Genomic DNA, 23,581 nt, shown 5'->3' on the forward strand with positions numbered 1-23,581 from the left:
GGGGGCCGGTCGACGCTTCCTCGGAGAGGGTGCGGGAACGGTGGTGCTCTTGGTCAAGTTGGATCACGCCTCTCCGCCGACTGCCACAAGTGTGAGCAGACCCTAACCTGTGGGAGTCGTGGGTGGTTCCGGTAGCCGGAGCTACCGGAACCACGCATCGATGCGTCAGAGTTTGCTGCTGCGCAGCTCGTGACCCTTCGACGTCTTGCAGCGACCGGACTCGAGATCCCACTGCCAGCCGTGGAGGTTGCAGGTGAGCGTGGTGCCGTCGACCACGCCGAACTTCGACAGGTCGGCCTTCAGGTGCGGGCAGCGACGCTGAATCTCGTAGCCGCCCAGCTCGATCGACGCCGTGTCGTCGTGGGCCTCGGAGAACCAGCCGTCCGCGTAGGCGATCCGCTCGTCGGTGAGGCACTTGAAGAACGTGTACAGGAACTCGTTGTATCCGCCGATCCGCCACGCGGTGAAGCGGGTGGACAGGAAGATCGTGTTGACCCAGTCGGGTTCGTCGTCGCGCAGGACCGTCCGTACCAGCTCCGGCGCGATGCGGAACCCGTAGCGGTACTTGCCTTCTCCCTCGACGGGCTCGCGCACGATCCGCTTCGGGAAGTCCAGCACGACGGTTTCGGCGTCGTCTCCCGAGCCCATCACCAGACCCACGGGGTAGCCGATGCCGTCGCAGATCAGGTCGGACTGCGCCATGATCGGCTCGAACTTCGCCTTCAGGGCGTGCAGTAACGGCTCGCCCTCCGCGGGAGCCCATGTGGCCTTCTCCGCCGCGATGATCGGCGCGAACCGCTGCGCCATGTCCTCGATATAGGCGGCCTTGTCGGTGAAGATCGCATCGACCTGCTCGTCCGGGATCGGGTGAGTGAGGGTCATCCGATCCTTGCCGACCAGATCCACGGTCGATCCCGGGATCATCAGCAGGCCGCCGTCGCGCCCGTGGATGCGCAGCTGCTCGAGGAACACGTGCTGGTCGGGGAAGATGTTCCCCTCGTCGCCGTGGTCGTCGTTGAGGTCGCGCAGATCGTCGTCGAGGAACACCGGCGGTCCGGCCGACGGCACGATCCAGGTGGCGCCGACCTGCTCGATGTAGCTGCGGCAGCGGTCCATGCCGCGCTGGCGTTTCTGCTTGCCGAAGTTTGCCTTGGTCTTCTTCGGGATGTCGTAGACCATCGGGTACCAGATGGCACCCGAGTACTGCAGTAGGTGGATGTCGATGCGGCCGAATGCGTCGTGCATCGGATCCATGTCGATCGGACGCGCATCGTTCATGTTGAACACCGTGGTTGCGCCGTCGGAGACGACGAGACCGGAGTCGCCGATCGGTCCGTCGGCGGGCGCCCGGAGCGCGATGATCATGATGTCGAGCTCGCCCGGCTCGAGCGGAGCCTGCGGAGCGACCTCGATTCCGGCCGTGGTGATCCGATGCTTGACGGAGTCGGTGGTCTCGAGGAACTTGGTGAAGCCCAGTGCCTCGAGTTCACGCCGCAGCTCCGGCACCGGATAGTCCGGCAGCAGCACCCTCGCGTCCTTGCTGACGTACTTGCTCAGCGTGCCCGGATCGAAGTGATCCTTGTGCAGGTGCGACACGTACAGGTAATCGACGTCACCGAGCGCGTCCCAATCCAGCGCTGTGTTGTCCGGGAACGGCACCCACGACGCGAAATAGGCAGGGTTGACCCACGGGTCGCACAGGATGGACCCGGCTTCGGTCTGGATGTGGAAACCGGCGTGTCCGACGCTGGTGATCTGCACTTCGTTGCCTCCTGACGGGCTGGCCGACGTGACCACCAGGGTAGGCGGAGCCGCTCAGTCCACTGCGCCCAGGCAGTATCCGTTCGATGCGGTTGTGACGTAGACAACCAGGTCACGAGCCGTTCCTGCCTCGACGACCGGAATCGTCACACTTCCGTAGACCTCGTCGAGAGGTGAGAAGGTCCCCGATTCCGCGTCGAATGTCGTCACGTCGCCGAGGGCATCCGGAACCATCGACAGTGGCGGTGCTCCCGGACTGCCGGTGCCCCACGGATCCCAGATCTCCCTCCCCGGGCAGATCAGCGGGTAGTTCTCCTCGGTGTCGTCGGAGTGGACCGGATCGCCTGTGGCACGTCCGAGGAACCGTTCCACCGCGTAGACGGCGTCGCGACCCGTGTAGATGTCGCCGCCGGCCGGGTGCACGTACGGGCACGCGTATCCGGATGCGATCTCGCTGCGCAGCACCGACACGTCGGTGCCGTCGGCGGACCACGTCACCGCGTACTGGCCGTCCTGCCCGGGTCGCTGCACTGCGGCAGTGATCGCGTCGACGTCCGAATACATGGCCTCGGCCCGGTCGGGGGCGATCGTCCAGCACTCGGCGGTCACGTCGTTCCCCGACACCAGGTCGTTCACCCACGCCTGCAGCGCCTCGGCCGCCGCGGCGTTGCCCGGCACGTCACCGACCGGTACCGCGGGCGCTTCCGTCGTCGCGGGTGAAGCAGTGACGGTCTCCGTAGCGGCGGGTGGTCCGGGGCTCTCGGTGGGGATGCCGGACTGCCCGTCGCCCGCGCATCCCACCGTGGTCAAGGCCACTACGACGCTTGCGCCGGTGAGCGCGAGCAGGCGGGACTTTCGGGTGGTGGTGCTCATTACTGTCGCCTCTGACGTCGATCGCGATCGGTCTGCTGCCGTGGACCCGGCTACGCTAACCGACGTGGAACCCTTCTACCGGACCATCATCGGCGTGGCACGCACACTGTTCGCAGCGCAGGGCCTGAAATTCAGGATCTCCGGGGCGAAACAGATCCCGGCGACCGGGGGAGCGGTCATCGCGATGAACCACACGGGCTACATGGACTTCACCTACGCGGGCATACCTGCACGTGAGACCAAGCGGTACATCCGGTTCATGGCGAAGAAGGAAGTCTTCGACAACAAGATCTCCGGGCCGATGATGCGCGCCATGAAGCACATCCCCGTCGACCGCGGAGGCGCCGGCGAAGCGTATCGACTTGCGGTCGAGGCGCTACGCAGAGGCGAACTCGTCGGTGTGTTCCCCGAGGAGACGATCAGCCGCAGTTTCGAACTCAAGGAATTCAGGTCCGGTGCGGCCCGGATGGCCCTCGAAGCCGGTGTGCCCGTCGTCCCGATGGTGCTGTGGGGGTCGCAGCGGGTGTGGACCAAAGGACACCCGAAGCGACTCGGCCGGACGAACACGCCCATCACCATCATCGTCGGGGCGCCGATCGAGCCGTACGAGCCTGTCACAGAGATGACCGCGCAGCTGCACACCACCATGGAGCGGATGCTGCAGGAAGCGCAGAAGGACTATCGCCACGAGCCGGGCGCCTACTGGGTGCCGAAGCGGCTCGGCGGTTCGGCCCCGACGCCCGAGGAAGCGAACGCCGAGGACGCGCGGGTCGCGGCCGAACGTCGTGCCCGCAAAGAGGCGGAACGCACCGGTCGCGAGGCCGGTGACGACGCTGGGGGAGAGCCGGGCGCGACGGGAAACGGCCCTTCGGCACAATGACGGAGTGAGCCCTCAGCGTCCGAGCCTTGTCGCGACAGATGTCGACGGCACCCTGATCGACGACTCGGAGAGGATTTCCGATCGCACCCGCAGCGCAGTACATGCGGTGATCGATTCCGGAACTCCGTTCGTCCTCGCGACCGGCCGCCCGCCGCGGTGGATCGCGCCGGTGGTCGACCAACTCCGGTATGCGCCGCTCGCGGTGTGCGCCAACGGCGCGGTCCTCTACGACAGCGCCTCCGACCGGATACTCAGCGCCGCGCTGCTCGGCACGGACGAATTGTCGTGGCTCGCCGAGCTCGCGGTCGCCGTCCTGCCGGGGAGCGGGCTCGCGGCCGAACGGATCGGGGCCAGCGCACACGATGCCGCGACACCCCAATTCGTGAGTTCACCGGGATACGAGCATGCGTGGCTCAATCCGGACAACACCGAACTCGCCGAGCACGACGTGATCGCCGAGCCCGCCATCAAGCTGTTGATCCGGCAGCCGGGTGCGACCAGTGCCGAGATGGCCGCGATACTCCTTCCGGAGCTCCGCGGCCTCGTCGACCTGACGTACTCGACCGACAACGGCCTCATCGAAATCTCTGCGGCGGGGATCACGAAGGCGTCGGGGCTGCAGGAGGCCGCTCGGCATCTCGGGGTGACGGCCGAACATCTCGTCGCATTCGGCGACATGCCCAACGACATCCCGATGCTGTCGATGGCGCGTCACGGTGTCGCGATGGAGAACGCGCACCCCGAGGCCAAATCGGTGGCAGACGAAGTCACTGCCACCAACGTCGAGGACGGGGTTGCCCGCATCCTCGAACGCTGGTGGCAGTGACTCGTATCTGCCGGTGACCGTAGGTCAGCCCGCGGGCACCGGTTCAGGTGCCGGCGCGGCTTCCGGTGCCGGTGCAGGTGCCTGCATCGACTCCTCGTAGGCGTCGTTGTAGGCGCGGAGCACCTTCGTGACGACACCGGTGACCTCGTTGAAGATCAGCGAACCGAACTCGAAGTCCGATCGCCAACCGTCCGGCACCCGGTACTCGTCGCTGGTGGGCAACCCCAGCTCACCAGCGTCGAGCCCGGACTTCTGCCACGCCTGGTAGATCTCACCGAGCACCGTCCACACACCGCCGTTGGGTGAGGTGTAGATGGCCCCGTTGACGAACTGGGCGCTCTCGAATCCACCCTTGACGGGGAGGATCGATGTCAATGCCGTACCCAGACGTCCGGCCTCGCCGCCTTCGGCGATCCACTTCTGGGCCAGCGGGTGATTGTCGGCGAGCCGAATCAGTTCCTGCACGAGGTTCTGCACGTTGTCGGCCGATCCGGTGGCCGGCGCCCCTGCACTGCTGTCGGGTACCGCACCGCGCGCGGGCGGAGGGTTGTCCGTCGCGAGATCGGTGCTCGGGCTCGTGCCCTTCGCGGCCTCCGCGGCGATGTTGCGGATCTTGTCCATCTGGGCGTATCCGCCGTCGCCGGGGCAGCTGGTGCTGCCCACGTCGCGGTGCGCGAAGATGATCGGCAGGTCGACGGCCGCACCGCGGGGGTACGGGGTGAACGAGGTGCCCTCGGAGTACATCGTGGTGCGCCCCTTGGGGTCGAGTCCGGCCTTCGCGAGCCGCCAGCCGAGGAACTTGCCCACCGAGTCGACGGTGGCGTCGGGGGGTGTCGCCGACGAGAAGTCGCCCATCATGGCGATACCCATCGTGTTCTCGTTGAAGCCGCCGGAGTGGGCGCCCTGCACGTTGCGATCGAGGCCGCCCGCGCGACCCTCGAAGATCTGGCCGTACTTGTCGACGAGGACGTTGTATCCGACGTCGCACCAGCCGAGTGTCTGCGCGTGGTAGGCGTAGATCGCGCGCACGATCTCCGCGGATTCTGCTTTCGAGTAGTCGTTGCTGCCCGCAGTGTGGTGCACCGTGGCCCCACCCAGCGAGTCGTCGTAGGTGGGCTCGTCGCATCGGATCGATTCGTCGGCGCCCCACTGTGAGCGGGTGATGACCTTGAGGTCGGAGGAGCCCACCGGGCCCGCGATGTCCGAGAGGGTGGCATCGGCGGGGCTGGTGCCCGGGTCGATGAGTACGGCACTGACGCTGTCGGCGAGGGCCTGGGCGGGATCCTGGACGTGCAGCGGGCGTGACGACGACGCGGGGACGTACCCGAGTTCGGGTGCGCCCTCTACGGGTGCCGCAACGGGGGCCGGTGCTTCGGCAGGCACGGGTGCTTCGGCGGGCACGGGTGCTTCGGCAGGTGCAGGCGCTTCAGCCGGTGCGGGAGCCTCGGGCGCAGCGGGAGCCTCTGGTGCCGGCGGTGCAGGCGCCGCTTCCGGCGGCGCCTCGGCACCGGCGAGATTCGGCTCCGGACCCGGTCGCGGTGTCAGCAGGACCTGCACGGCGTTGGTCGCGCCGACGAAGATCGCCTCGGTGCCTCTGCGCGTATCGGGGGAGGAGTCGTTGCGGGCAGTCTCGAGGGGTTCGGTCACCGACCAGGCACCCCACGTGCCGTCCTCGTTCTGCGCGCGGATCATCGCATCGGTGTCGGCGACGTCGCTCGCAGTGAGGGCGACGAGGCTGAAGGGCGTGTCGCGGGTGAGTTCCTTGACGACGGCGCCCACATGTCCGATCGGTCCACCGTTGGGGTCGGGTGCTGTCCTGACCTCAGGGATTCCCTGGACGATCTCTTTGAGGCTCATGTCGGGAAGGTTGAGCCCGGTCAGTTCTTCGAGGGGGATCACGAGGTCGGGTACCGATGCGAGCACGACCTCGGCGATCGTAGGTGCAACGGCCTCGACGGAATCGCTGGTCTGTCGGATCTCGGTCTGGTCACTGGTGAAGCCGGACACCGCGAAAGGTGTTGCGACGGCCAGGGCGGCGACGGCACCCAGGACGATCGACGGCTTCGGGCGGCGATGCGGCACTGTTTGCTACTCCCTGTTGGTGTGCGCGGGTTCGGACAGGCGGTATCACTTGTCGGAATCCAACATCCTCGAGCCTGTTCCGTGCCGGAAAGAGCCGTGGATGAAGGCAACTTGTGATGCCATTGTTGCTGTTGTGACATTTGTTGCGATACCTCGCCACTCTTGCCACACTAGACACAGCAAACCATAACCCTCAACCTGAGCTTGAGCATCGCGTCTCGAGATGTCCGATCCGTGAGAGCGGGCGATGACGTGGACGACCGTTCGCGCAACCAGCGGAAATGCGAGAACAAGGGAGCAGAGCGCATGGCACCACAGTCGATTCGTCGCAAAGGAAAAATTCGCAGACGGCGTGTCGTCCTCGGCCGACCGCTACGCAACGGATGGCGACCGGCCGCGACACGTGCGGCTGCTATCGGTATTGCGCCCGCATTGCTCGCCGGGGCGGTCGTCGGCGTTCTCGTGAGCGGCGGATCGGACGGCCCAGAGGTGAGGCAGGCGGTCTCCGCCGACACCCCCTTCACCTTCAACGGTCAAGGTCACGGCCACGGTCGCGGTATGGGCCAGTGGGGTGCCTACGGCTACGCGCAGGACGGCTGGACGGCCGAGCGCATCGTCGGCCACTACTACGGTGGCACCACCCTGGGCACTGTCGAAGACTCCATGATCGCCGTGCGTCTCACAGGCCTCGACGACCACAGCCTCGACGTCTACTCCGATGCCGGACTCACCGTCGCGGGCAGGCAGGTCGGCCCCGGCGAGGCCGCCCACCTCACCCCGAACGCAGACGGGGGCGCGAACGTCGTGGTGACCGCCGGATGCAGCGGTGACGTGCTGTGGCAGGGTGCCACGGATCTGCCGTGGGTCGACCCGGTCGATCTCGGTGAGGATCGCCCCAAGGAAGAGCACCTGAAGCTGTGCTCGGGCGACACCACCTACCGCGGCGCGATCGGCGTGGTCCTCGAAGGCGAGGCCGCACGCACCGTCAACCGCCTGAACGTCGAGGACTACCTGCGCAGCGTCGTCCCCGCCGAGTCCCTGCCCGGTTGGGCCGACACAGGTGGAGCCGAGGCATTGCGGGCCCAGGCCATTGCGGCCCGTTCCTACGCCCTCGCGGAGAAGCGCAGCGAACAGTGGCAGACCTGCGACACGACGAACTGCCAGGTGTACGGAGGGTCGGGAACGGAGGATCCCCGTACCGATGACGCCGTCCGCACCACCCGTGGAGTGGCGCTGATGAAGGACGGCGCGGTCATCCGCAGCGAGTTCTCGGCCTCGACCGGTGGATACAGCGCCGGCGGCACCTTCCCGCCCGTCGAAGACCTCGGCGACACGGTCGCACCCAACCGGCAGTGGGCCAAGACCGTCACCGCCGGTGAGATCGGCACGGCATTCGGTGTGGGCGAACTCCAGAACATCGAGGTCATCGCCCGCAACAACCTCGGCGACGCGGGAGGCCGCGCAACCCAGGTCCGCGTGATCGGCTCCGATCGGACCATCGAGACCACGGGTGCCGAGGCACGTGCCAAGCTCGGACTGCGGTCCGACTGGTTCACCGTGCAGGAAGGCACCGAAGCGGCGGCGCCGCCGCCCACCCCGGCACCGGAGATCGACACGGAAGTGGGAGCTCTTCGGTTCGAAACCGGCGACAGCTCGGAAATCCAGAGGGCGTATCTGGAACTCGGCGGGGTCGAGAGCATCCTCGGTTCGCCCGTCGGACCCGAACTGATGCTTCCGGACGAGCGAGGCAAGTTCCGGATCTTCACCGGTGGCGCGATCGTGTGGACTCCCGAGGTCGGCGCCCAGATCATCGACTCGAGCTTCCTGCGCGACTGGTTCCCGAGCACCGGCAGCGCCGAGTAGAGCTCGACCGCCCGGCACAGTGAGCAATGCCGTCCACGGAGTCCGTGGGCGGCATTGCTGTGTGTAATGCCGCAGCGTTGTGTAATGCCGCAGCGTTGTGTAATGCCGCAGCGTTGACATTGACGCAACGTCAAGATGCACGCTGGATATCGAGCAGAGCTGTATATCGAGCAGAACGGGGGCGGAAACCATGCGGCGCGAATGGTCGATCCAGGAGCTCGCCCGGGCCGCAGGCGTCACCAGCCGCACCCTGCGGCACTACGACGACGTCGGGGTGCTTGCACCGAGCCGTACAGGGCGTAACGGGATGCGCTTCTACGGCTCGGGCGCGCTGGTCCGGCTGCAGCGGATCCTGCTGCTGCGCGACCTCGGTCTCGGACTACCCGCGATCCGTGAGGTCCTCGACGACCGCCACGACACCGCGGGTGCGCTGCGTACCCACCTCGAACTGCTCGAACACGAGCGAACCCGACTCGAACGCCGGATCCGGGCGGTTCGCACGACCCTCGAGAAAACAGAGAAAGGAGAAGATCTGATGGCGAACGAAGTGTTCGACGGGTTCGACCACACTCAGTACCGCGACGAAGTGACGGAGCGCTGGGGTGAACAGGCGTATGCCACCGGCGACCGCTGGTGGCGCGGGATGAGCGAGCTCGAACGTGGCGACTGGAAGGCGCACGTCGACCAGCTCGGTGCCGACTGGACCGCCGCGGCGCAGGCAGGTCTCGACCCGCAGGGAGAACAGGCCCAGGTACTCGCACGGCGTCACGTCGAGTGGTTGAGGTCCGTGCCCGGAACACCTGCCCACGGGGAGGGCGCCTGCAACCTGCGCGATTACGTGCTCGGTCTCGCCGACATGTACGTCGACGACGACCGGTTCGCCGCCAACTACGGCGGTACCGCCGGCGCCGAGTTCGTGCGCGCTGCCCTGCAGCATTACCTCTGATCACCCGGCCCTTTCGGGACCCGCCGACGGACCGAAAGGGCATCGGGGTGACAAGGTCGTTACCCTGGTTCTCCGTGACTGCTGCATCAGCGCCCCAGCCCTCTCCCGGTGAGTACGACCTGATCGTCGTCGGCTCCGGATTCTTCGGACTGACGATTGCCGAGCGCGCGGCCACGCAGCTCGGGAAGCGGGTCCTCGTGGTCGAACGCCGCCACCATCTCGGTGGCAACGCGTACTCCGAACCCGAACCGGAGACCGGGATCGAGGTCCACAAGTACGGAGCCCATCTGTTCCACACGTCGAACAAAAGAGTCTGGGATTACGTCACCCAGTTCACCGACTTCACCGGCTACCAACATCGCGTGTTCGCGAAGCATGGCGGCCAGGCCTACCAGTTCCCCATGGGCCTCGGCCTGATCGCCCAGTTCTTCGGGCGCTACTACAGCCCGGACGAGGCGCGAGAACTGATCAAGGAACAGTCCGCCGAGATCTCGACCGCCGATGCTCAGAACCTCGAGGAGAAGGCGATCTCTCTGATCGGCCGTCCTCTGTACGAGGCGTTCATCCGCGACTACACCGCCAAGCAGTGGCAGACCGACCCCAAGGAACTGCCCGCAGGCAACATCGCCCGCCTTCCCGTGCGGTACACGTTCGACAACCGCTACTTCAACGACACCTACGAGGGTCTGCCCGTCGACGGCTACACCGCGTGGCTCGAGAACATGGCGAAGGACCCGAAGATCGAGATCCGGCTCGACACCGACTGGTTCGAGGTGCGCGACGAGATCCGTGGCGCGAGCCCCGACGCACCCGTCGTCTACACCGGTCCGCTCGACCGCTACTTCGACTACTCCGAAGGCAAGCTCGGCTGGCGCACTCTCGACTTCGAGACCGAGGTTCTGCCCACCGGTGATTTCCAGGGCACCCCGGTCATGAACTACAACGACGCCGATGTGCCCTTCACCCGCATCCACGAGTTCCGGCACTTCCACCCCGAACGCGACACGTATCCGGCGGACAAGACCGTCATCATGCGTGAGTTCTCCCGTTTCGCGGAGGACGAGGACGAGCCGTACTACCCGATCAACACGGCCGACGACCGCGCGAAGGTCAACGCCTACCGCGAGCTCGTCAAGAACGAAGCCATCGAGAACAAGGTGCTGTTCGGCGGCCGTCTCGGCACCTACCAGTACCTCGACATGCACATGGCCATCGCGAGCGCGTTGACCATGTTCGACAACACGGTGGCGCCGCACTTCGAGTCGGGCGCACCGATTGCAGGGGACGTCTCATGAGCAGGTCCGCCGCCACCACCACCACCACCACCGTCGCGCCCGCACCCGATGCGACTGCAGACGAATCACTCGGCAAGGCGCTGCTCCAGCGGATCATCCTGCCGCGCCCCGGCGAACCCCTCGACGTCCGGACCCTCTACATCGAGGAATCGGCCACCAACGCGCGGCGAGCGCATGCTTCGAGCCGCACCGAGCTGAATATCGGCGGAGAATCCGAGGTGTCGCTGTGCACCTACTTCAACGCGTTCCCGGCGAGCTACTGGCGTCGCTGGAGCACGCTGAACTCGGTGGTGCTGCGACTCGAACTCACCGGTCACGGGCGTATCGACATCTACCGAAGCAAGGCGGATTCGAGTCGTATCCACGTACAGGGCCGTGAATTCGACGGTTCGGGCATCGTCCTCGAACTCGAGACCGATCTCGGCCCGTTCGAGGACGGCGGGTGGGTCTGGTTCGACGTCACCACCGACACCGACGTCACCGTTCACGCCGCGGGCTGGTTCGCGCCCGTCGAGGCACCGGGCAAGGCGTCCGTTGCGGTGGGTATCCCCACGTTCAACCGGCCGGCCGACTGTGTCGCGGCGCTGCGCGCACTCGCATCGGACCCGCTGGTCATGGACGTCATCGACGCGATGATCATCCCCGACCAGGGCACCCGCAAGGTCCGCGACCAGGACGGCTTCGAGGACGCAGCGGCGCCGTTCGGCGACCGCCTCGTCATCCACGACCAGGCCAACCTGGGCGGTTCCGGTGGCTACAGCCGCATCATGTACGAGGCGCTGAAAACCACTGATGCGCCGTACATCCTGTTCATGGACGACGACATCGAGATCGAACCCGACTCGATCCTGCGCGCACTCGCGTTCTCGCGATTCGCCAAATCCCCGACCCTCGTCGGCGGACAGATGCTCAACCTGCAGGAACGCAGCCACCTCCACACGATGGGCGAGGTCGTCGACCGGTCGATCTTCATGTGGTCGGCCGCGCCGAACGTCGAATACGACCACGATTTCTCCGCGTATCCGCTGCGCGACCGCGAGAATTCGAAGCTGCTGCACCGGCGCATCGACGTCGACTTCAACGGCTGGTGGATGTGCATGATCCCGCGCGTCGTCGCGGAGGAGATCGGGCAGCCGCTGCCGCTGTTCATCAAGTGGGACGACGCCGAGTACGGACTGCGTGCTCGCGCCGCCGGCTACTCCACGGTGACCATGCCCGGTGCCGCGATCTGGCACATGGCGTGGAGCGACAAGGACGACGCCATCGACTGGCAGGCGTACTTCCACCTGCGCAATCGTCTGGTCGTCGCTGCCCTGCACATGCCGGGCGACGGGAAGGGCATGGTCCTCGACACGGTCAAGGCCACCATCAAGCATCTGGTGTGCCTCGAGTACTCGACGGTCGCGATCCAGAACAAGGCCATCGAGGACTTCCTCGCAGGCCCCGAGAACCTGTTCGACCTACTGCCCACGTCGCTCGGCGACGTGCATGCGCTGCGGAAGAACTTCTCGGACGCCCGCGTGCTCCCGTCGTCGACCGAACTGCCGTTGCCGTCGGGCGCGGAAGTGGGTGCCGTCGGAATGCCTGGCGGCCCGATCGGGAAGATCAAACGGCTCGCGAAGGGCGTACTGCACAGCGTGCGCGCCGAGAACCCCGAGCATCACACCCGTCCGCAGCTCAACGTGCCGACGATCGATGCCCGCTGGTTCTTGCTGTCGCAGGTCGATGGTGTGACGGTCACCACCGCGGACGGCCGGGGCGTCGTCTACCGTAAGCGCGACCGCGCGCAGGCACAGGCCCTGCTGACCGAGGCGCTGCGGTTGCGGCGCGAACTCGCACAGCGTTTCCCGGAACTGAAGCAACGTTACCGAGATGCGGTTCCCGCCCTGACCAGCAAAGAGGAGTGGGAACGTGTCTTCGGCATCGACGGATAGCGTCACAGTCCCGGCCGGCGACGGCGCCGCCGCAGACGTGCGCGTCGACCTCGACCGGGCGCCCGTCGAGGTGCGGATGCTGCACGCAGTGCAGGGCACCGTCGGCGCCCTGCCCGGAGCGACCTCGGTCGCGCGCGGCATGTCGCACTTCGGGGAGCACGCCCTCGGCTGGATCGCGATCGGCGCAGTGGGCGCTCTCGTGGATCCGAAACGACGCACGCAGTGGGCGGGTGTCGCCGTCGGGGCGGTCGGAGCGCACGCCGCATCGATCGTCATCAAGCGCGTCGTCCGTCGCCGTCGCCCGGACCATCCGTCCGTGCAGGTCAACGTGTCGACGCCGAGTCGGCTGAGTTTCCCGTCGTCGCATGCGACATCCACGACGGCAGCGGCCGTGCTGATGGCGCGCACCACCGGGCTACCCTTTCCGGCGATGCTCGTGCCGCCGATGCTGCTGTCGCGTCTCGTTCTCGGTGTGCACTATCCGACGGATGTCCTGGCCGGTGCCGCGCTCGGGGCGGCGTCCGCTGCTGTGGTGGCGCGGGCAGAGAAGAAGTTTGGAGAGCGATGAGCGAGGAACCGACCGCCGTTTCGGAGGCCCCGAAGAGCCTTCCGGCGGCCATCGTCAAGGCAGTGCGCCCACGGCAGTGGGTCAAGAACGTGCTGGTGCTCGCGGCGCCGATGGCGGCGGGGTCCGTCACCGAATCCTCCGTGCTGCTGCCGGTTGCGCTCGCGTTCGTGGTGTTCTGCATGGCGGCGTCCGGGATCTACCTCGTCAACGACGCGCTGGATGTCGAGGCCGACCGGGCACACCCGACCAAGCGGTTCCGGCCGATCGCGGCAGGGATGCTGCCGCTACAGCTCGCGTACATCATGGCTGTCGGCCTGCTCGTAGCGTCGATCGCCCTGTCGTTCCTCGCGAACTGGCAGCTGGCGGTGGTGATCGCCGTCTACATCGTCATCCAGCTCGCATACTGTTTCGGCCTCAAGCACCAGGCAGTGCTCGACATCTGCATCGTCTCGTCGGGTTTCTTGATCCGTGCGATCGCAGGCGGTGTGGCCGCCGGGATCCCGCTGTCGCAGTGGTTCCTGCTGATCATGGCGTTCGGGTCGCTGTTCATGGCGGCCGGTAAGCGGTACGCGGAGCTGCGGCTCGCGGCGCGGACCGGTGCGAAGATCCGTAAGTCGCTCGAGTACTACACCGAGACGTATCTGCGGTTCGTGTGGACACTCGCGGCCACGGCCGTCGTGATCTGTTACGGCCTGTGGGCGTTCGAGCAGGACACGATCGCCGGTTCCAACTGGTACGCGATCTCGATGATTCCGTTCGTCGTCGCGATCTTGCGGTATGCGGTGGATGTCGACGGTGGCGATGCCGGTGAGCCCGAGGAGATCGCTCTGGGCGACCGGGTGCTGCAGCTCCTTGCGGTGGTGTGGATCGTGGTGGTCGGCGGTGCTGTCTACCTCTTCTGACGTCGTGGACGGCGTCGATGACAGCGTGGTGGGCAGGCCGGTCACCGGCCGGCCCGCTCGGTCGGGTCGCCTCGCGGCGGGGGTGTTCGCCGGCGGTGTCGTGATCTCGGCACTGCTGATGTTCCTGGGGGCGTGGGAACGCCGCTGGATCGCCGACGACGGTCTGATCGTGTTGCGCACGGTGCGCAACCTGATGGCAGGCAACGGTCCGGTGTTCAACATCGGTGAGCGGGTCGAGGCCAACACTTCCACCCTGTGGACGTACATCGTCTACGCGGTGGGAGAGCTGAGCGGAATTCGCCTCGAATACGTGGTGCTCACGATCGCCCTGATGTTGTCGACCGGCGCAATCGTGCTGGCCATGCTCGCCGCCGCGCGGATGTACCGGTGGCGCCTGCGGGGCACCACGGGCACTGTTCTGCTCCTGCCGGCGGGAGTGCTGGTCTACATCGCCGTGCCGCCCGCGCGCGACTTCGCGACGTCCGGGCTCGAGACCTGCCTGGTGATCTGCTGGATCGCGCTGCTGTGGCTGCTGCTCGTGCGGTGGGCGACCCCCGACTCGAAGCAGGAGAACCTGCCGGGGACTGCACAGATCCTCGTCACCGCGTTCGTTGCGGGGCTCGGTCCGCTCGTACGGCCCGAACTCGCCATTCTGGCGGCCGGGGCGCTGGCCATGCTGTTCCTCGCGCAGGGGCTGACGTGGCGGGTGCGGGTAGCGATGGTCGCGGTGGCAGGGCTGGTGCCGGTGGCGTATCAGATCTGGCGGATGGGCTACTACGCTCTGCCGTACCCGAACACCGCCGTGTCCAAGGACGCGGGTGGAGCGAAGTGGTCTCAGGGGTTCGAATACCTCGGCAATCTCGTGAGTCCGTACCTGCTGTGGTTGCCGGTGCTGTTTCTGGCGGTGGTCGCCGCGGTGGTGCTGTGGACCACGCGGACCCCGGCCCGCGACGGTGCTGTGTCACCCGAAGCTGTGTCAACCGAGAGTGGAACCGACCTTCGGGCGTGGGCTCTGCGGGGGCAGCGTGCGCTGCGCACCCCGACGGCGGTCGTCTTCTTCGCGCTCGGCGCCGGTCTGCTGTTGATGCTCTATTCGATGCGCGTCGGCGGCGACTTCATGCACGGCCGCGTGCTGTTGCCGCCGCTGTTCTGCTTGCTGCTTCCCGTCGCTGTCGTGCCCCTGCGGGTGCCCGCGCGGTCGGAGATCGGCAACAACAAGGCCACCCGCATGGCGGGAGGTATGGCGCTGCTGTGGATCGGGACGGTGATCTGGGCGTTCTTTGCCTCGAACACCACGGGCATGCCCGAGGGCGCGGTGGTGGGCCGGTCGGGGATCGTCGACGAGCGTGCGTTCTACGTGCTCAACACCGGTCATCAGCATCCGATCCTCGCGACCGACTACCTGGACTACCCCCGTATGCGCGCGATGGTCGAGGCCATCGCGAACACTCCGGACGGTGGGCTGCTGCTCTCGTCCCCCTCGTATGACGTGTGGGACGTCGTGCCGCCGCCGCTGCCGATTCCTCCGGGCGGTGCCGGGCACACGGTCTACTTTCTGAATCTGGGGATGACGAGCATGAACGTCGGCCTTGATGTGCGAGTGATCGATCAGATGGGCCTGGCCTATCCGCTCGCTGCACACACCGAACGACTCGAGGACGGCCGGATCGGGCACGACAAGATCCTGTACCCCGACTGGGTGGTCGCGGACTCGGGGATGGTCGACGTCCATCCGTGGATGCCCGCATACCTCGACGAGGACTGGGTTGCCATGGCTCAGGTGGCGTTGACGTGTCCTGAAACACAGGAACTGCTCGCATCGTCGAGTGCGGAGCTCACGTGGCCTCTGTTCAAGCGGAATCTGCGCAACGCGTTCGAATATTCCGGGTACCGCATCGAGCGGGTCCCGAAGTATGAGATTGCGCGCTGCGATCTGGAAATGCCGGCCCCTCGCGGCTAGGATGCCGCCTGTTTTCGGAAGAATGTCGCATTCATGCAGTTGACCTGGATGAATGCGACATTCTTGTTGTGAGGGGATTCGGGCGACCCGGCAGGTGGCCCTCGTCGAGGTCTCGCTAAGATCACGCCGGATAACGGATATGTAACGTTCGGACCCCTGCGATGCGACGAAGTGGTCAAGACAAGCTCAAGACCTTGGGAATCGGGGTTTGTCAGAGATCACGCTGTCCTTTACAGTCTTGACCGCAGTGTGACTTGAAGGCGACCTTCACCCGGTTGCCGCCGCCGAAATCCGTCGGGGGACGCAGACGCGGACGCCGCAGATCGAGAAAGTGAGCATTGTTCATGCGTTTTGCCCCTAGGTTGTCGCAGGGCCTTCGCAGGCGCCTGCTCGGCACCGCCGCCGCAGCGCTGGTAATTCCTGTTGCTGCAGGTGTTGCCGGCACGACGGCGGCTCTCGCCGCACCGGCTCAGGCCGCGCCGGTCTCGCACCGTGCGCCCGCCGGAGGTTTCGAAGAGGTTTTCGTCGAATCCGACATGGGTCCGATCAAGGTCCAGATCCAGTGGGCCGCACGCGGTGGCGACGCCGCTCTCTACATGCTCGACGGCCTGCGTGCCCGCGACGACGCGAACGCATGGTCCTTCGACACCAACGCGCTGCATCAGTTCGCGAACGATAATCTCAGCCTGATCATGCCCGTCGGTGGCCAGGCGAGCTTCTACACCGACTGGTACTCGCCGAGCAACTTCAACGGCCAGGACATCACCTACAAGTGGGAGACGTTCCTGACCGAGCAGCTCCCGTCCTACCTCGAGACCCGCGGTGTCTCGCGTACCAACAACGGCATCCTGGGTCTGTCGATGGGCGGTTCCGCTGCACTGACCCTGGCCGCATACCACCGCGACCAGTTCCAGTTCGCGTCGTCGCTGTCGGGCTACCTGAACCTGTCGGCTCCCGGCATGCGTGAGGCCATCCGTATCGCAATGCTCGACGCAGGCCGCTTCAACGTCGACTCGATGTGGGGCCCGCCGTGGAACCCGGCATGGCTGCGCAACGACCCGTTCGTGTTCGCCCCGAAGCTCGAGGGCCTGTCCATGTACATCTCGGCGGCCAGTGGCCTGCCCGGTGAGCACGACAACCCGAAGGGCCTGGTCGGCTTCTACAACACGGCCAACGCCATGGGCCTCGAGGCACTGTCCCTCGTCCAGACCCGCGCCTTCCAGGTGAAGCTCGCGACTCTGGGCATTCCGGCCACCTTCGACTTCCCGGCCCGCGGAACTCACGCGTGGAAGTACTGGGAGGACGAGCTGTGGAAGGCTCGCCCGCAGATCCTGGACGCCCTCAACGCGCACTGATCTGACTGCCTGGCCAAGCACACTGTTCTGACGTCGCCGCCCGGTTGCTCCTCACGGAGTAACCGGGCGGCTTCGTGCATTCGGTAACAATTTCCCCACCTGTCACAGCGAGGCTCCCTCACATCACGTCGTTCGACGTGTAGAAACAGGACTCGGGCGTGGTCGATCCGGTCGACGGAACGGCTCCCGCGATACCGAGTCCGCTCGGCGGACGACTTTGTAATACCGCAATGCAGGAAGTGAGCGAGTCGATGCGAACTGTGCATGGTGGCCATCGGGGGAGGCCGAACGAGAAAGCCGTACGGCGAGTGCCACGGCCGGTCGGGAGAGCGAAGCGACGACTGCTCGGGCTCCTCGCCGCGGCGCTCGTGGCGCCGGTCGGAGTGGGACTGACGACCGTCGCGGTGGCGACGGCACAGCCGTCTGTTACCGAGTCCGGCCCGGCGGCGACGCAGGACTCGTCCGGCGCGACCGTGCGTCAGGTCGACTGGCTCACCGATCGCCGGGTCGCGCTCTGGATCGATTCGCCGTCGATGGGTACACCCATCCAGGTTCAGCTGCTGCTCGCGCGGGATTGGAACCTCACACCGGAGGCGCGGTTCCCCTCGGTGTTCATGCTCGACGGTCTGCGCGCTCGCGACGACGAGAACGGCTGGACCCTCGAGACCGACGCCGAGCAGTTCTTCGCAGACAAGAACGTCAACGTGGTGCTTCCGGTCGGAGGCCAGTCGAGTTTCTACGCAGACTGGGTGGACCAGAACAACGGGCAGAACTACAAATGGGAGACCTTCCTGACGAAGGAGCTCCCGACCATCCTCGAGCAGGACTGGCGTACCACCGACAAGCGCGGTGTGGTCGGGCTGTCGATGGGTGGCACTGCGGCGATGTTCCTCGCGGCCCGCAACCAGGGTTTCTTCCAGTTCGCGGGATCGCTGTCGGGGATCCTCACCACCACGACCCTGGGTATGCCCGAGGCCATCCGCTATGCGATGCAGGACGCCGGTGGTTTCGACGTCGATGCGATGTGGGGCGAGCCGGGCAGTGAGAGTTGGGAGTCGCACGATCCGTACCTCCTCGCCGACAAACTCCGCGGCGTGAGCATGTACGTCTCGAGCGGTAGCGGCAGCACCGGTCCGTACGACCAGCCGACCACGGTCCCCGGCGTGAGTACCAACTATGCGGGTATGGGGCTCGAGATCCTGTCCCGCCTGACCTCGCAGGCGTTCGCGACGAAGGTCAACAAACTCGGTATCCCCGCGCAGATCGTGTACCGGCCGTCGGGTACGCATTCGTGGCCGTACTGGGAGTTCGAACTGCATCAGCTGTGGCCGCAACTCGCCAACACCCTCGGTGTCGAGATCCAGAAGCCCGAGTGCGCTCCACTCGGAGCGTTCGGCGGGGTCGCGGCCGCGAATCCGTGGCTCGGCGACTGCGTGACACGCGAGTACGCCGTCGCGGGTGGTTCCGTGCAGGACTTCCGCCATGGTCGGGTGTTCTCGTCCGGCGGCACCGCGGTGCCTGTTGCGGGAGCGATCGGCGGCAAGTACCAGAGCGCCGGTGGACCCGCAGGCCGGCTCGGCTACCCGACGACCGAGGAACGGGGAACCGCGGACGGCCGCGGCCGCTTCAACCATTTCCAGCACGGAGCCGTCTACTGGACTCCCGAGCACGGCGCACGCACAGTGCAGGGCGCGATCTTCGAGGAATGGAAGGAGCAGGGCTGGGAAGCCGGTCCGCTCGGATATCCGGTGCTCGACGAGGTCGGCACCCCCGACCAGCGCGGCACCGTCCAGGCATTCGAGATCGGTGCGATGTACTGGACGGAGGCGACCGGCGCGAACGGCGTGCTGGGGAAGATTCTGGCCAAGTACGGCGAGCTCGGTTACGAGACCGGAGTGCTCGGTTATCCGACCTCGAGCGAGCATGTGATCACCGGCGACGGGCGATTCACCGAGTTCGAGCACGGCGCCGTCTACTGGACACACCAGACCGGTGCGTGGCCGGTGCGCGGCCGTGTGCTCGAGGCCTGGGTGGCCGAGGACGCAGAGAACGGCAGGCTCGGTTACCCGATCGGCGACGAGACGCCGATCGAGGGTGGAATCGAGCAGAAGTTCCAGCACGGGTCCGTCACCGTCGTCGGTGATGTCCCCACGGTTCACCCGTGATGCCGTACTGATTCACCCGTGATGCCGTTCAACGGCTGAGCCCACAGCTCACGCGGTGCCGGTCGGAGCAGGCGCTCCGGCCGGCACCGTCTGCGCTCTGTAGCCTGGACCGAGCTCAGCTCAGATCGACTCGATTTCCGGATGTGAGGACACCCAAGATGCCTGCACGGACCCGCTCGCGCTCGACCCGCGTCCTCGGTGCGATCGCCGCAGCATTGACCTCCGCGGCCGTCCTGGCCGCGTGCGGTAGCGACGACTCGACTGCCACGAACACTCCCGACGTCACGACGACCACTTCCGCGACGACCTCCGCCGAGGCGACCGGCTCGGAGGAGACGGCGCCCGGCGACACCACCTCGGATGCGTCCGGCACCGAGGACACCACCACGGATGCTGCCCCGACGAGCCCGGGCGAAGCAGCGACCGCGCCGCCGCCGGGCTCGCAGCCGGCCCCCAGCGAGAGCGGTGAGGCGTTCCTCGCCGCGCTGCGCGACGCGGGCGTCGAGCCGTCGGACGAGGCGAGCTCGATTGCGATCGCGGACTACATCTGCGGCGCCGAAGCACAGGGCGGTGCTCCCGACGAGATCAAGACGATGGTGACCGCCCTCGTGGGCAGCGGATCCGTCGCCGCCGGTGAGGAAATCACCGAAGAGGACGCATCCACGACCGCCGACACCTACATCTCGGTCGCTCACGACACGTACTGCAGCTGACCGGTACGGCAGGTAGAGGGAGAAGCACTTCATGGCCAGGACGAAGCGGCGTCGCGGACGCAAGATCGTGGTACTCGGGGCGCTGCTCCTTCTGGTCCTGGTGCTGGCGCTCTGGTACATGCTGGCGGGGCGTTTGGACGTTCCCGGACCGATCACACCCCCCGGGCCGGACGAACCGCAGTCGCAGCCTGCGTCGTGCCCCGACGTCCAGGTGGTTGCGGTGCCGGGCACGTGGGAGTCTGCAGTCGGAGACGATCCGTACAACCCGACGGCCAACCCGGCGTCGCTGATGCTGAACGTGACGCGGCCGCTGCAGGAACAGTTCGACCCGCAGCGTGCGGACGTCTACACGGTCCCGTACGTCGCTCAGTTCTCCAATCCGGTCGCGCTCCCGCCGGACGGCCAGCAGTCGTACAACAACAGCCGTAGCGCCGGTACGGCCGCGATGACCGAGTTCCTCGCGGGACGGTCGGCGGAGTGCCCGCTCACCGGGTACATCCTCGCCGGGTTCTCCCAGGGCGCCGTCATCGCAGGCGACGTCGCGTCCCAGATCGGCGCGGGCACCGGGCCGGTCCCCGCGGATCGGGTCTTCGGTGTCGCGTTGATCAGCGACGGCCGTCGCGACGGTGTGACGGGCGTCGACATCGGCCCGCCCGTCATCGGGGTCGGAGCCGAACTCTCGCTCGCCGGTCTCAGACTTCCCGGCATCACGATGACCGGCGAACGTCCCGGTGGATTCGGCACGCTCGACGATCGCACGTTCCAGATCTGCGCACCGTCCGACAGCATCTGCGATGCGCCGCCGGATGCGCTCAACCCGACCAACTGGATGACCGCTGCGCCACGGCTTCTCGAGTACGTCAACAACCCGATCCACGCCCTCTACAACACGTTCGTAGTAGACGAATCGGGCACGACTGCGACACAGTGGGTCGCGGGGTGGGCGGCCGAGAAGATCGAGTCCGCACCACATCCTCCGGAAGAGTGACAAATCCTCAGGAAGAGTGACAAATTTCGGTTACTCGGCGGTAGTGTCCGTGCTCACGTAACCGGTACAATCTACCGACTGCCGCCCACGGGACAGCCCGTGAGTGATGCTCGTGGGGCCGGGGGGGGAGACGGCGGGGCAGTTCTACCGTAGTGACCGAAGGGGATGGATGTGTGTGTCGTCAGCGGCCGAAGCCTCGGGAAACCGCGGGGCCGATCGGAATGATCCTCGTCACGGCGGGGTGTGCGCAGATCGCCGAACGAGACCGTGTTTCGCGGATGACGGTCCCGGTGTCGTATCTTTGATGCTTCCCATCTCGGACGGAAGGGTTCGTGCCACAGGAACCGCTGCTCGCGGGGGAGCGAGCTGAGCCGATCTGTAACATATTCGTGATCTCGGATCGATGGACAGTACTGGCGGGTTGATTGCCGAGGCTGTCGGTGCCGTGCAGGCACCACGATCCGGTAGCGCGAACAACGAAAATGGAGCGCAACCATGTCGAGTGGTTGTGGGATCGCTTCGACAGGGAGAAGGAATTGAGCGTCGGGTTCGAAGAGTTCATCGATGAGAGCGGGCAGATCAAACTGCCGGAGGGCAGTACGTTGCTCGATCACCTCGAGCAGCACACTGCTTCCAACGGTGACGAGCTGGCCTACCGGTACATCGATTACTCGCGTAACCGTGACGGCGATGTGGACGAGCTCACCTGGGCACAGTTCGGCGTGCGGCTCCGTGCGATCGCTGCTCGATTGCAGCAGGTCACCAATCCCGGCGACCGTGTTGCGATCCTTGCGCCCCAGGGCCTCGACTACGTGGTGTCGTTCTTCGCGGCGATCTACGCGGGTGCCATCGCGGTTCCGCTGTTCGACCCGGACGAGCCGGGTCACACGGATCGCCTGCACGCCGTCCTCGGCGACTGCACGCCCAGCGCGATCCTCACGGCCACCTCGTCCGCCGCAGGTGTGCGTCAGTTCTTCCGGCCACTCCCCGCTGCGCAACGACCCCGAGTGATTGCCGTCGACGCGATCCCCGACGCCGTTGCCGACTCCTGGAAGCGTCCCGTCGCCACCAGCGACGACATTGCCTACCTCCAGTACACGTCCGGTTCGACGCGTGTGCCCGCCGGTGTGGAGATCACCCACCGGTCGGTGCTCACCAACGTGGTCCAGATGGCCGACTCGATGGAGCTCAACGAGCACTCGCGGGGCGTCACCTGGTTGCCGCTGTTCCATGACATGGGCCTGCTCACCGTCATCCTCCCGGCGATCGGTGGCAAATACATCACGATCATGAGTCCCCGTGCCTTCGTGCAGCGACCGGGCCGGTGGATCCGTGAACTCGCCGCCGTCTCCGACGGAGCAGGCACCTTCGCAGCAGCGCCGAACTTCGCGTTCGAGCATGCCGCCGCGCGCGGCCTGCCCAAGGGCGACGAGACGCTCGACCTGAGCAACGTGATCGGTCTGATCAACGGCAGCGAGCCGGTGACGACGTCGTCCATGCGTAAGTTCAACGAGGCGTTCGCGCCCTACGGGCTGCCGAAGACCGCGATCAAGCCGTCCTACGGCATGGCCGAGGCCACGCTGTTCGTGTCGTCGACCAGGAACTCCGAAGAAGCCAAGGTCCTCTACGTGGACCGGAACGAGCTCAACGCCGGTCGGATCGTGCTGGTCGACCGCGATGCGCCGGGCGCCATCCCACAGGTGTCGTGCGGCTACGTCGCACGCAGCCAGTGGGCTGCGATCGTCGACGCGGAGACCGGTGCGGAGGCCCCGGAAGGCCGAGTCGGCGAGATCTGGCTGCACGGCGACAACATCGGAATCGGTTACTGGGGCCGCAAGGACGAGACGGCCGAGACCTTCCACAACAAGATCACGAAGCGTGTCGCCGAGGGAAGCCAGGCCGAGGGCACCCCAGAGGACGCCAACTGGCTGCGCACAGGCGACTACGGCGTCTACGTCGACGGCGAGCTGTACATCACGGGTCGCGTCAAGGACCTCGTGATCGTCGACGGCCGCAATCACTATCCGCAAGACCTCGAGTTCTCCGCCCAGGAAGCGAGCTCTGCGCTGCGTCCGGGCTTCGTGGCCGCGTTCGCGGTACCGGCGAACCAGCTGCCGAGGGTCGTGTTCGACAACTCGGCGTCGGGCCTGCAGTTCGACCTCGACGATTCGTCGGAACAACTCGTGGTTGTCGCCGAGCGCGCTCCGGGTGCAGGCAAGGCCGACCCGCAGCCGATCGCCGACGCCGTGCGCGCCGCGATCTCCGCGCGACACGGTGTGACCGCGCGCGATGTGCTTCTCGTACCGGCCGGGTCCATTCCTCGTACATCGAGTGGGAAGATTGCGCGGCGGGCCTGCAAGGCCGCCTACATCGAGGGAACGCTGCGTGGTGGGTACCAGCAGCAGGCGTTCCCCGACAGCGTGTAAGAAATTGTCCTCTGTCCGGGTAGCGTGGTGGGTTGATGGCTGAC

General features: G+C 66.4%; 17 protein-coding genes. 14 read left to right on the forward strand and 3 right to left on the reverse strand.

The genetic code is table 11. The features are described 5' to 3' along the window. Positions 1 to 165 precede the first annotated feature (165 nt). Both ACFWB0_RS05190 and ACFWB0_RS05195 read right to left on the reverse strand, forming a co-directional pair. Positions 166 to 1,761, reverse strand: a complete 1,596-nt coding sequence (locus ACFWB0_RS05190) for a Rieske 2Fe-2S domain-containing protein (protein WP_378489369.1) — start codon at positions 1,759 to 1,761, stop codon at positions 166 to 168. 54 nt (positions 1,762 to 1,815) lie between these two features. Next, entirely contained in the window at positions 1,816 to 2,634 is an 819-nt protein-coding gene (locus ACFWB0_RS05195) for a hypothetical protein (RefSeq protein ID WP_378489370.1), read from the reverse strand. A gap of 64 nt (positions 2,635 to 2,698) precedes the next feature. Here ACFWB0_RS05195 and ACFWB0_RS05200 point away from each other — a divergent pair, with 64 nt between their 5' ends. Then, a complete protein-coding gene (locus tag ACFWB0_RS05200) occupies positions 2,699 to 3,514 on the forward strand; it encodes a lysophospholipid acyltransferase family protein (protein ID WP_378489371.1) in 816 nt (271 codons plus the stop codon). Positions 3,515 to 3,518: 4 nt separating this feature from the next. Beyond that, positions 3,519 to 4,340 (forward strand): HAD family hydrolase, encoded by an 822-nt coding sequence (locus ACFWB0_RS05205; RefSeq protein ID WP_378489372.1) that lies wholly within the window; start codon positions 3,519 to 3,521, stop codon positions 4,338 to 4,340. 24 nt (positions 4,341 to 4,364) lie between these two features. On the opposite strand, the gene ACFWB0_RS05210 is transcribed toward ACFWB0_RS05205, so the two are convergent. Next, positions 4,365 to 6,422 carry an N-acetylmuramoyl-L-alanine amidase gene (locus ACFWB0_RS05210; protein ID WP_378489373.1) on the reverse strand — a complete coding sequence of 686 codons (2,058 nt, stop codon included), beginning with the start codon at positions 6,420 to 6,422 and terminating at the stop codon, positions 4,365 to 4,367. A gap of 306 nt (positions 6,423 to 6,728) precedes the next feature. On the opposite strand from ACFWB0_RS05210, the gene ACFWB0_RS05215 reads away from it, so the two are divergent. The 12 genes from ACFWB0_RS05215 to fadD32 all read left to right on the forward strand — a co-directional run bounded on the left by ACFWB0_RS05215 (position 6,729) and on the right by fadD32 (position 23,537). Continuing rightward, positions 6,729 to 8,285 carry a SpoIID/LytB domain-containing protein gene (locus ACFWB0_RS05215; protein ID WP_378489374.1) on the forward strand — a complete coding sequence of 519 codons (1,557 nt, stop codon included), beginning with the start codon at positions 6,729 to 6,731 and terminating at the stop codon, positions 8,283 to 8,285. Between the two features lie 190 nt (positions 8,286 to 8,475). Continuing rightward, the gene (locus ACFWB0_RS05220; protein ID WP_378489375.1) at positions 8,476 to 9,231 is read left to right on the forward strand and encodes a MerR family transcriptional regulator; all 756 of its coding nucleotides are present in this window, start codon (positions 8,476 to 8,478) and stop codon (positions 9,229 to 9,231) included. Positions 9,232 to 9,305: 74 nt separating this feature from the next. Further along, a complete protein-coding gene (gene glf / locus ACFWB0_RS05225) occupies positions 9,306 to 10,526 on the forward strand; it encodes a UDP-galactopyranose mutase (protein ID WP_378489376.1) in 1,221 nt (406 codons plus the stop codon). Then, complete coding sequence (locus ACFWB0_RS05230) at positions 10,523 to 12,460, forward strand: glycosyltransferase (RefSeq protein ID WP_378489377.1); 1,938 nt, start codon at positions 10,523 to 10,525, stop codon at positions 12,458 to 12,460. The genes glf and ACFWB0_RS05230 overlap by 4 nt, the downstream gene beginning before the upstream one ends. Positions 12,461 to 12,536: 76 nt before the next feature. After that, positions 12,537 to 13,028 carry a phosphatase PAP2 family protein gene (locus tag ACFWB0_RS05235; RefSeq protein WP_378489455.1) on the forward strand — a complete coding sequence of 164 codons (492 nt, stop codon included), beginning with the start codon at positions 12,537 to 12,539 and terminating at the stop codon, positions 13,026 to 13,028. Further along, positions 13,025 to 13,930: a decaprenyl-phosphate phosphoribosyltransferase gene (locus ACFWB0_RS05240; protein WP_378489378.1), complete on the forward strand. Its 906-nt coding sequence runs from the start codon at positions 13,025 to 13,027 to the stop codon at positions 13,928 to 13,930. The genes ACFWB0_RS05235 and ACFWB0_RS05240 overlap by 4 nt, the downstream gene beginning before the upstream one ends. Before the next feature lie 4 nt (positions 13,931 to 13,934). Continuing rightward, a complete protein-coding gene (gene zomB, locus ACFWB0_RS05245; RefSeq protein ID WP_378489379.1) occupies positions 13,935 to 15,890 on the forward strand; it encodes a flagellar motor control protein ZomB in 1,956 nt (651 codons plus the stop codon). A 344-nt stretch (positions 15,891 to 16,234) separates the two neighbouring features. After that, the gene (locus ACFWB0_RS05250; RefSeq protein WP_378489380.1) at positions 16,235 to 17,245 is read left to right on the forward strand and encodes an alpha/beta hydrolase; all 1,011 of its coding nucleotides are present in this window, start codon (positions 16,235 to 16,237) and stop codon (positions 17,243 to 17,245) included. Positions 17,246 to 17,496: 251 nt separating this feature from the next. Beyond that, a complete protein-coding gene (locus ACFWB0_RS05255; protein ID WP_378489381.1) occupies positions 17,497 to 19,410 on the forward strand; it encodes an alpha/beta hydrolase-fold protein in 1,914 nt (637 codons plus the stop codon). A 158-nt stretch (positions 19,411 to 19,568) separates the two neighbouring features. Then, on the forward strand, positions 19,569 to 20,123 hold the full coding sequence (locus ACFWB0_RS05260) for a DUF732 domain-containing protein (RefSeq protein ID WP_378489382.1): 555 nt from the start codon (positions 19,569 to 19,571) through the stop codon (positions 20,121 to 20,123). Between the two features lie 31 nt (positions 20,124 to 20,154). Further along, a complete protein-coding gene (locus ACFWB0_RS05265) occupies positions 20,155 to 21,111 on the forward strand; it encodes a cutinase family protein (protein WP_378489383.1) in 957 nt (318 codons plus the stop codon). Positions 21,112 to 21,647: 536 nt separating this feature from the next. Further along, a complete protein-coding gene (gene fadD32 / locus ACFWB0_RS05270) occupies positions 21,648 to 23,537 on the forward strand; it encodes a long-chain-fatty-acid--AMP ligase FadD32 (RefSeq protein ID WP_378489456.1) in 1,890 nt (629 codons plus the stop codon). Positions 23,538 to 23,581 lie beyond the last annotated feature (44 nt).

The sequence above is a fragment of the Rhodococcus sp. NPDC060086 genome, from assembly GCF_042730275.1.
Taxonomy (GTDB): Bacteria; Actinomycetota; Actinomycetes; order Mycobacteriales; family Mycobacteriaceae; genus Rhodococcus.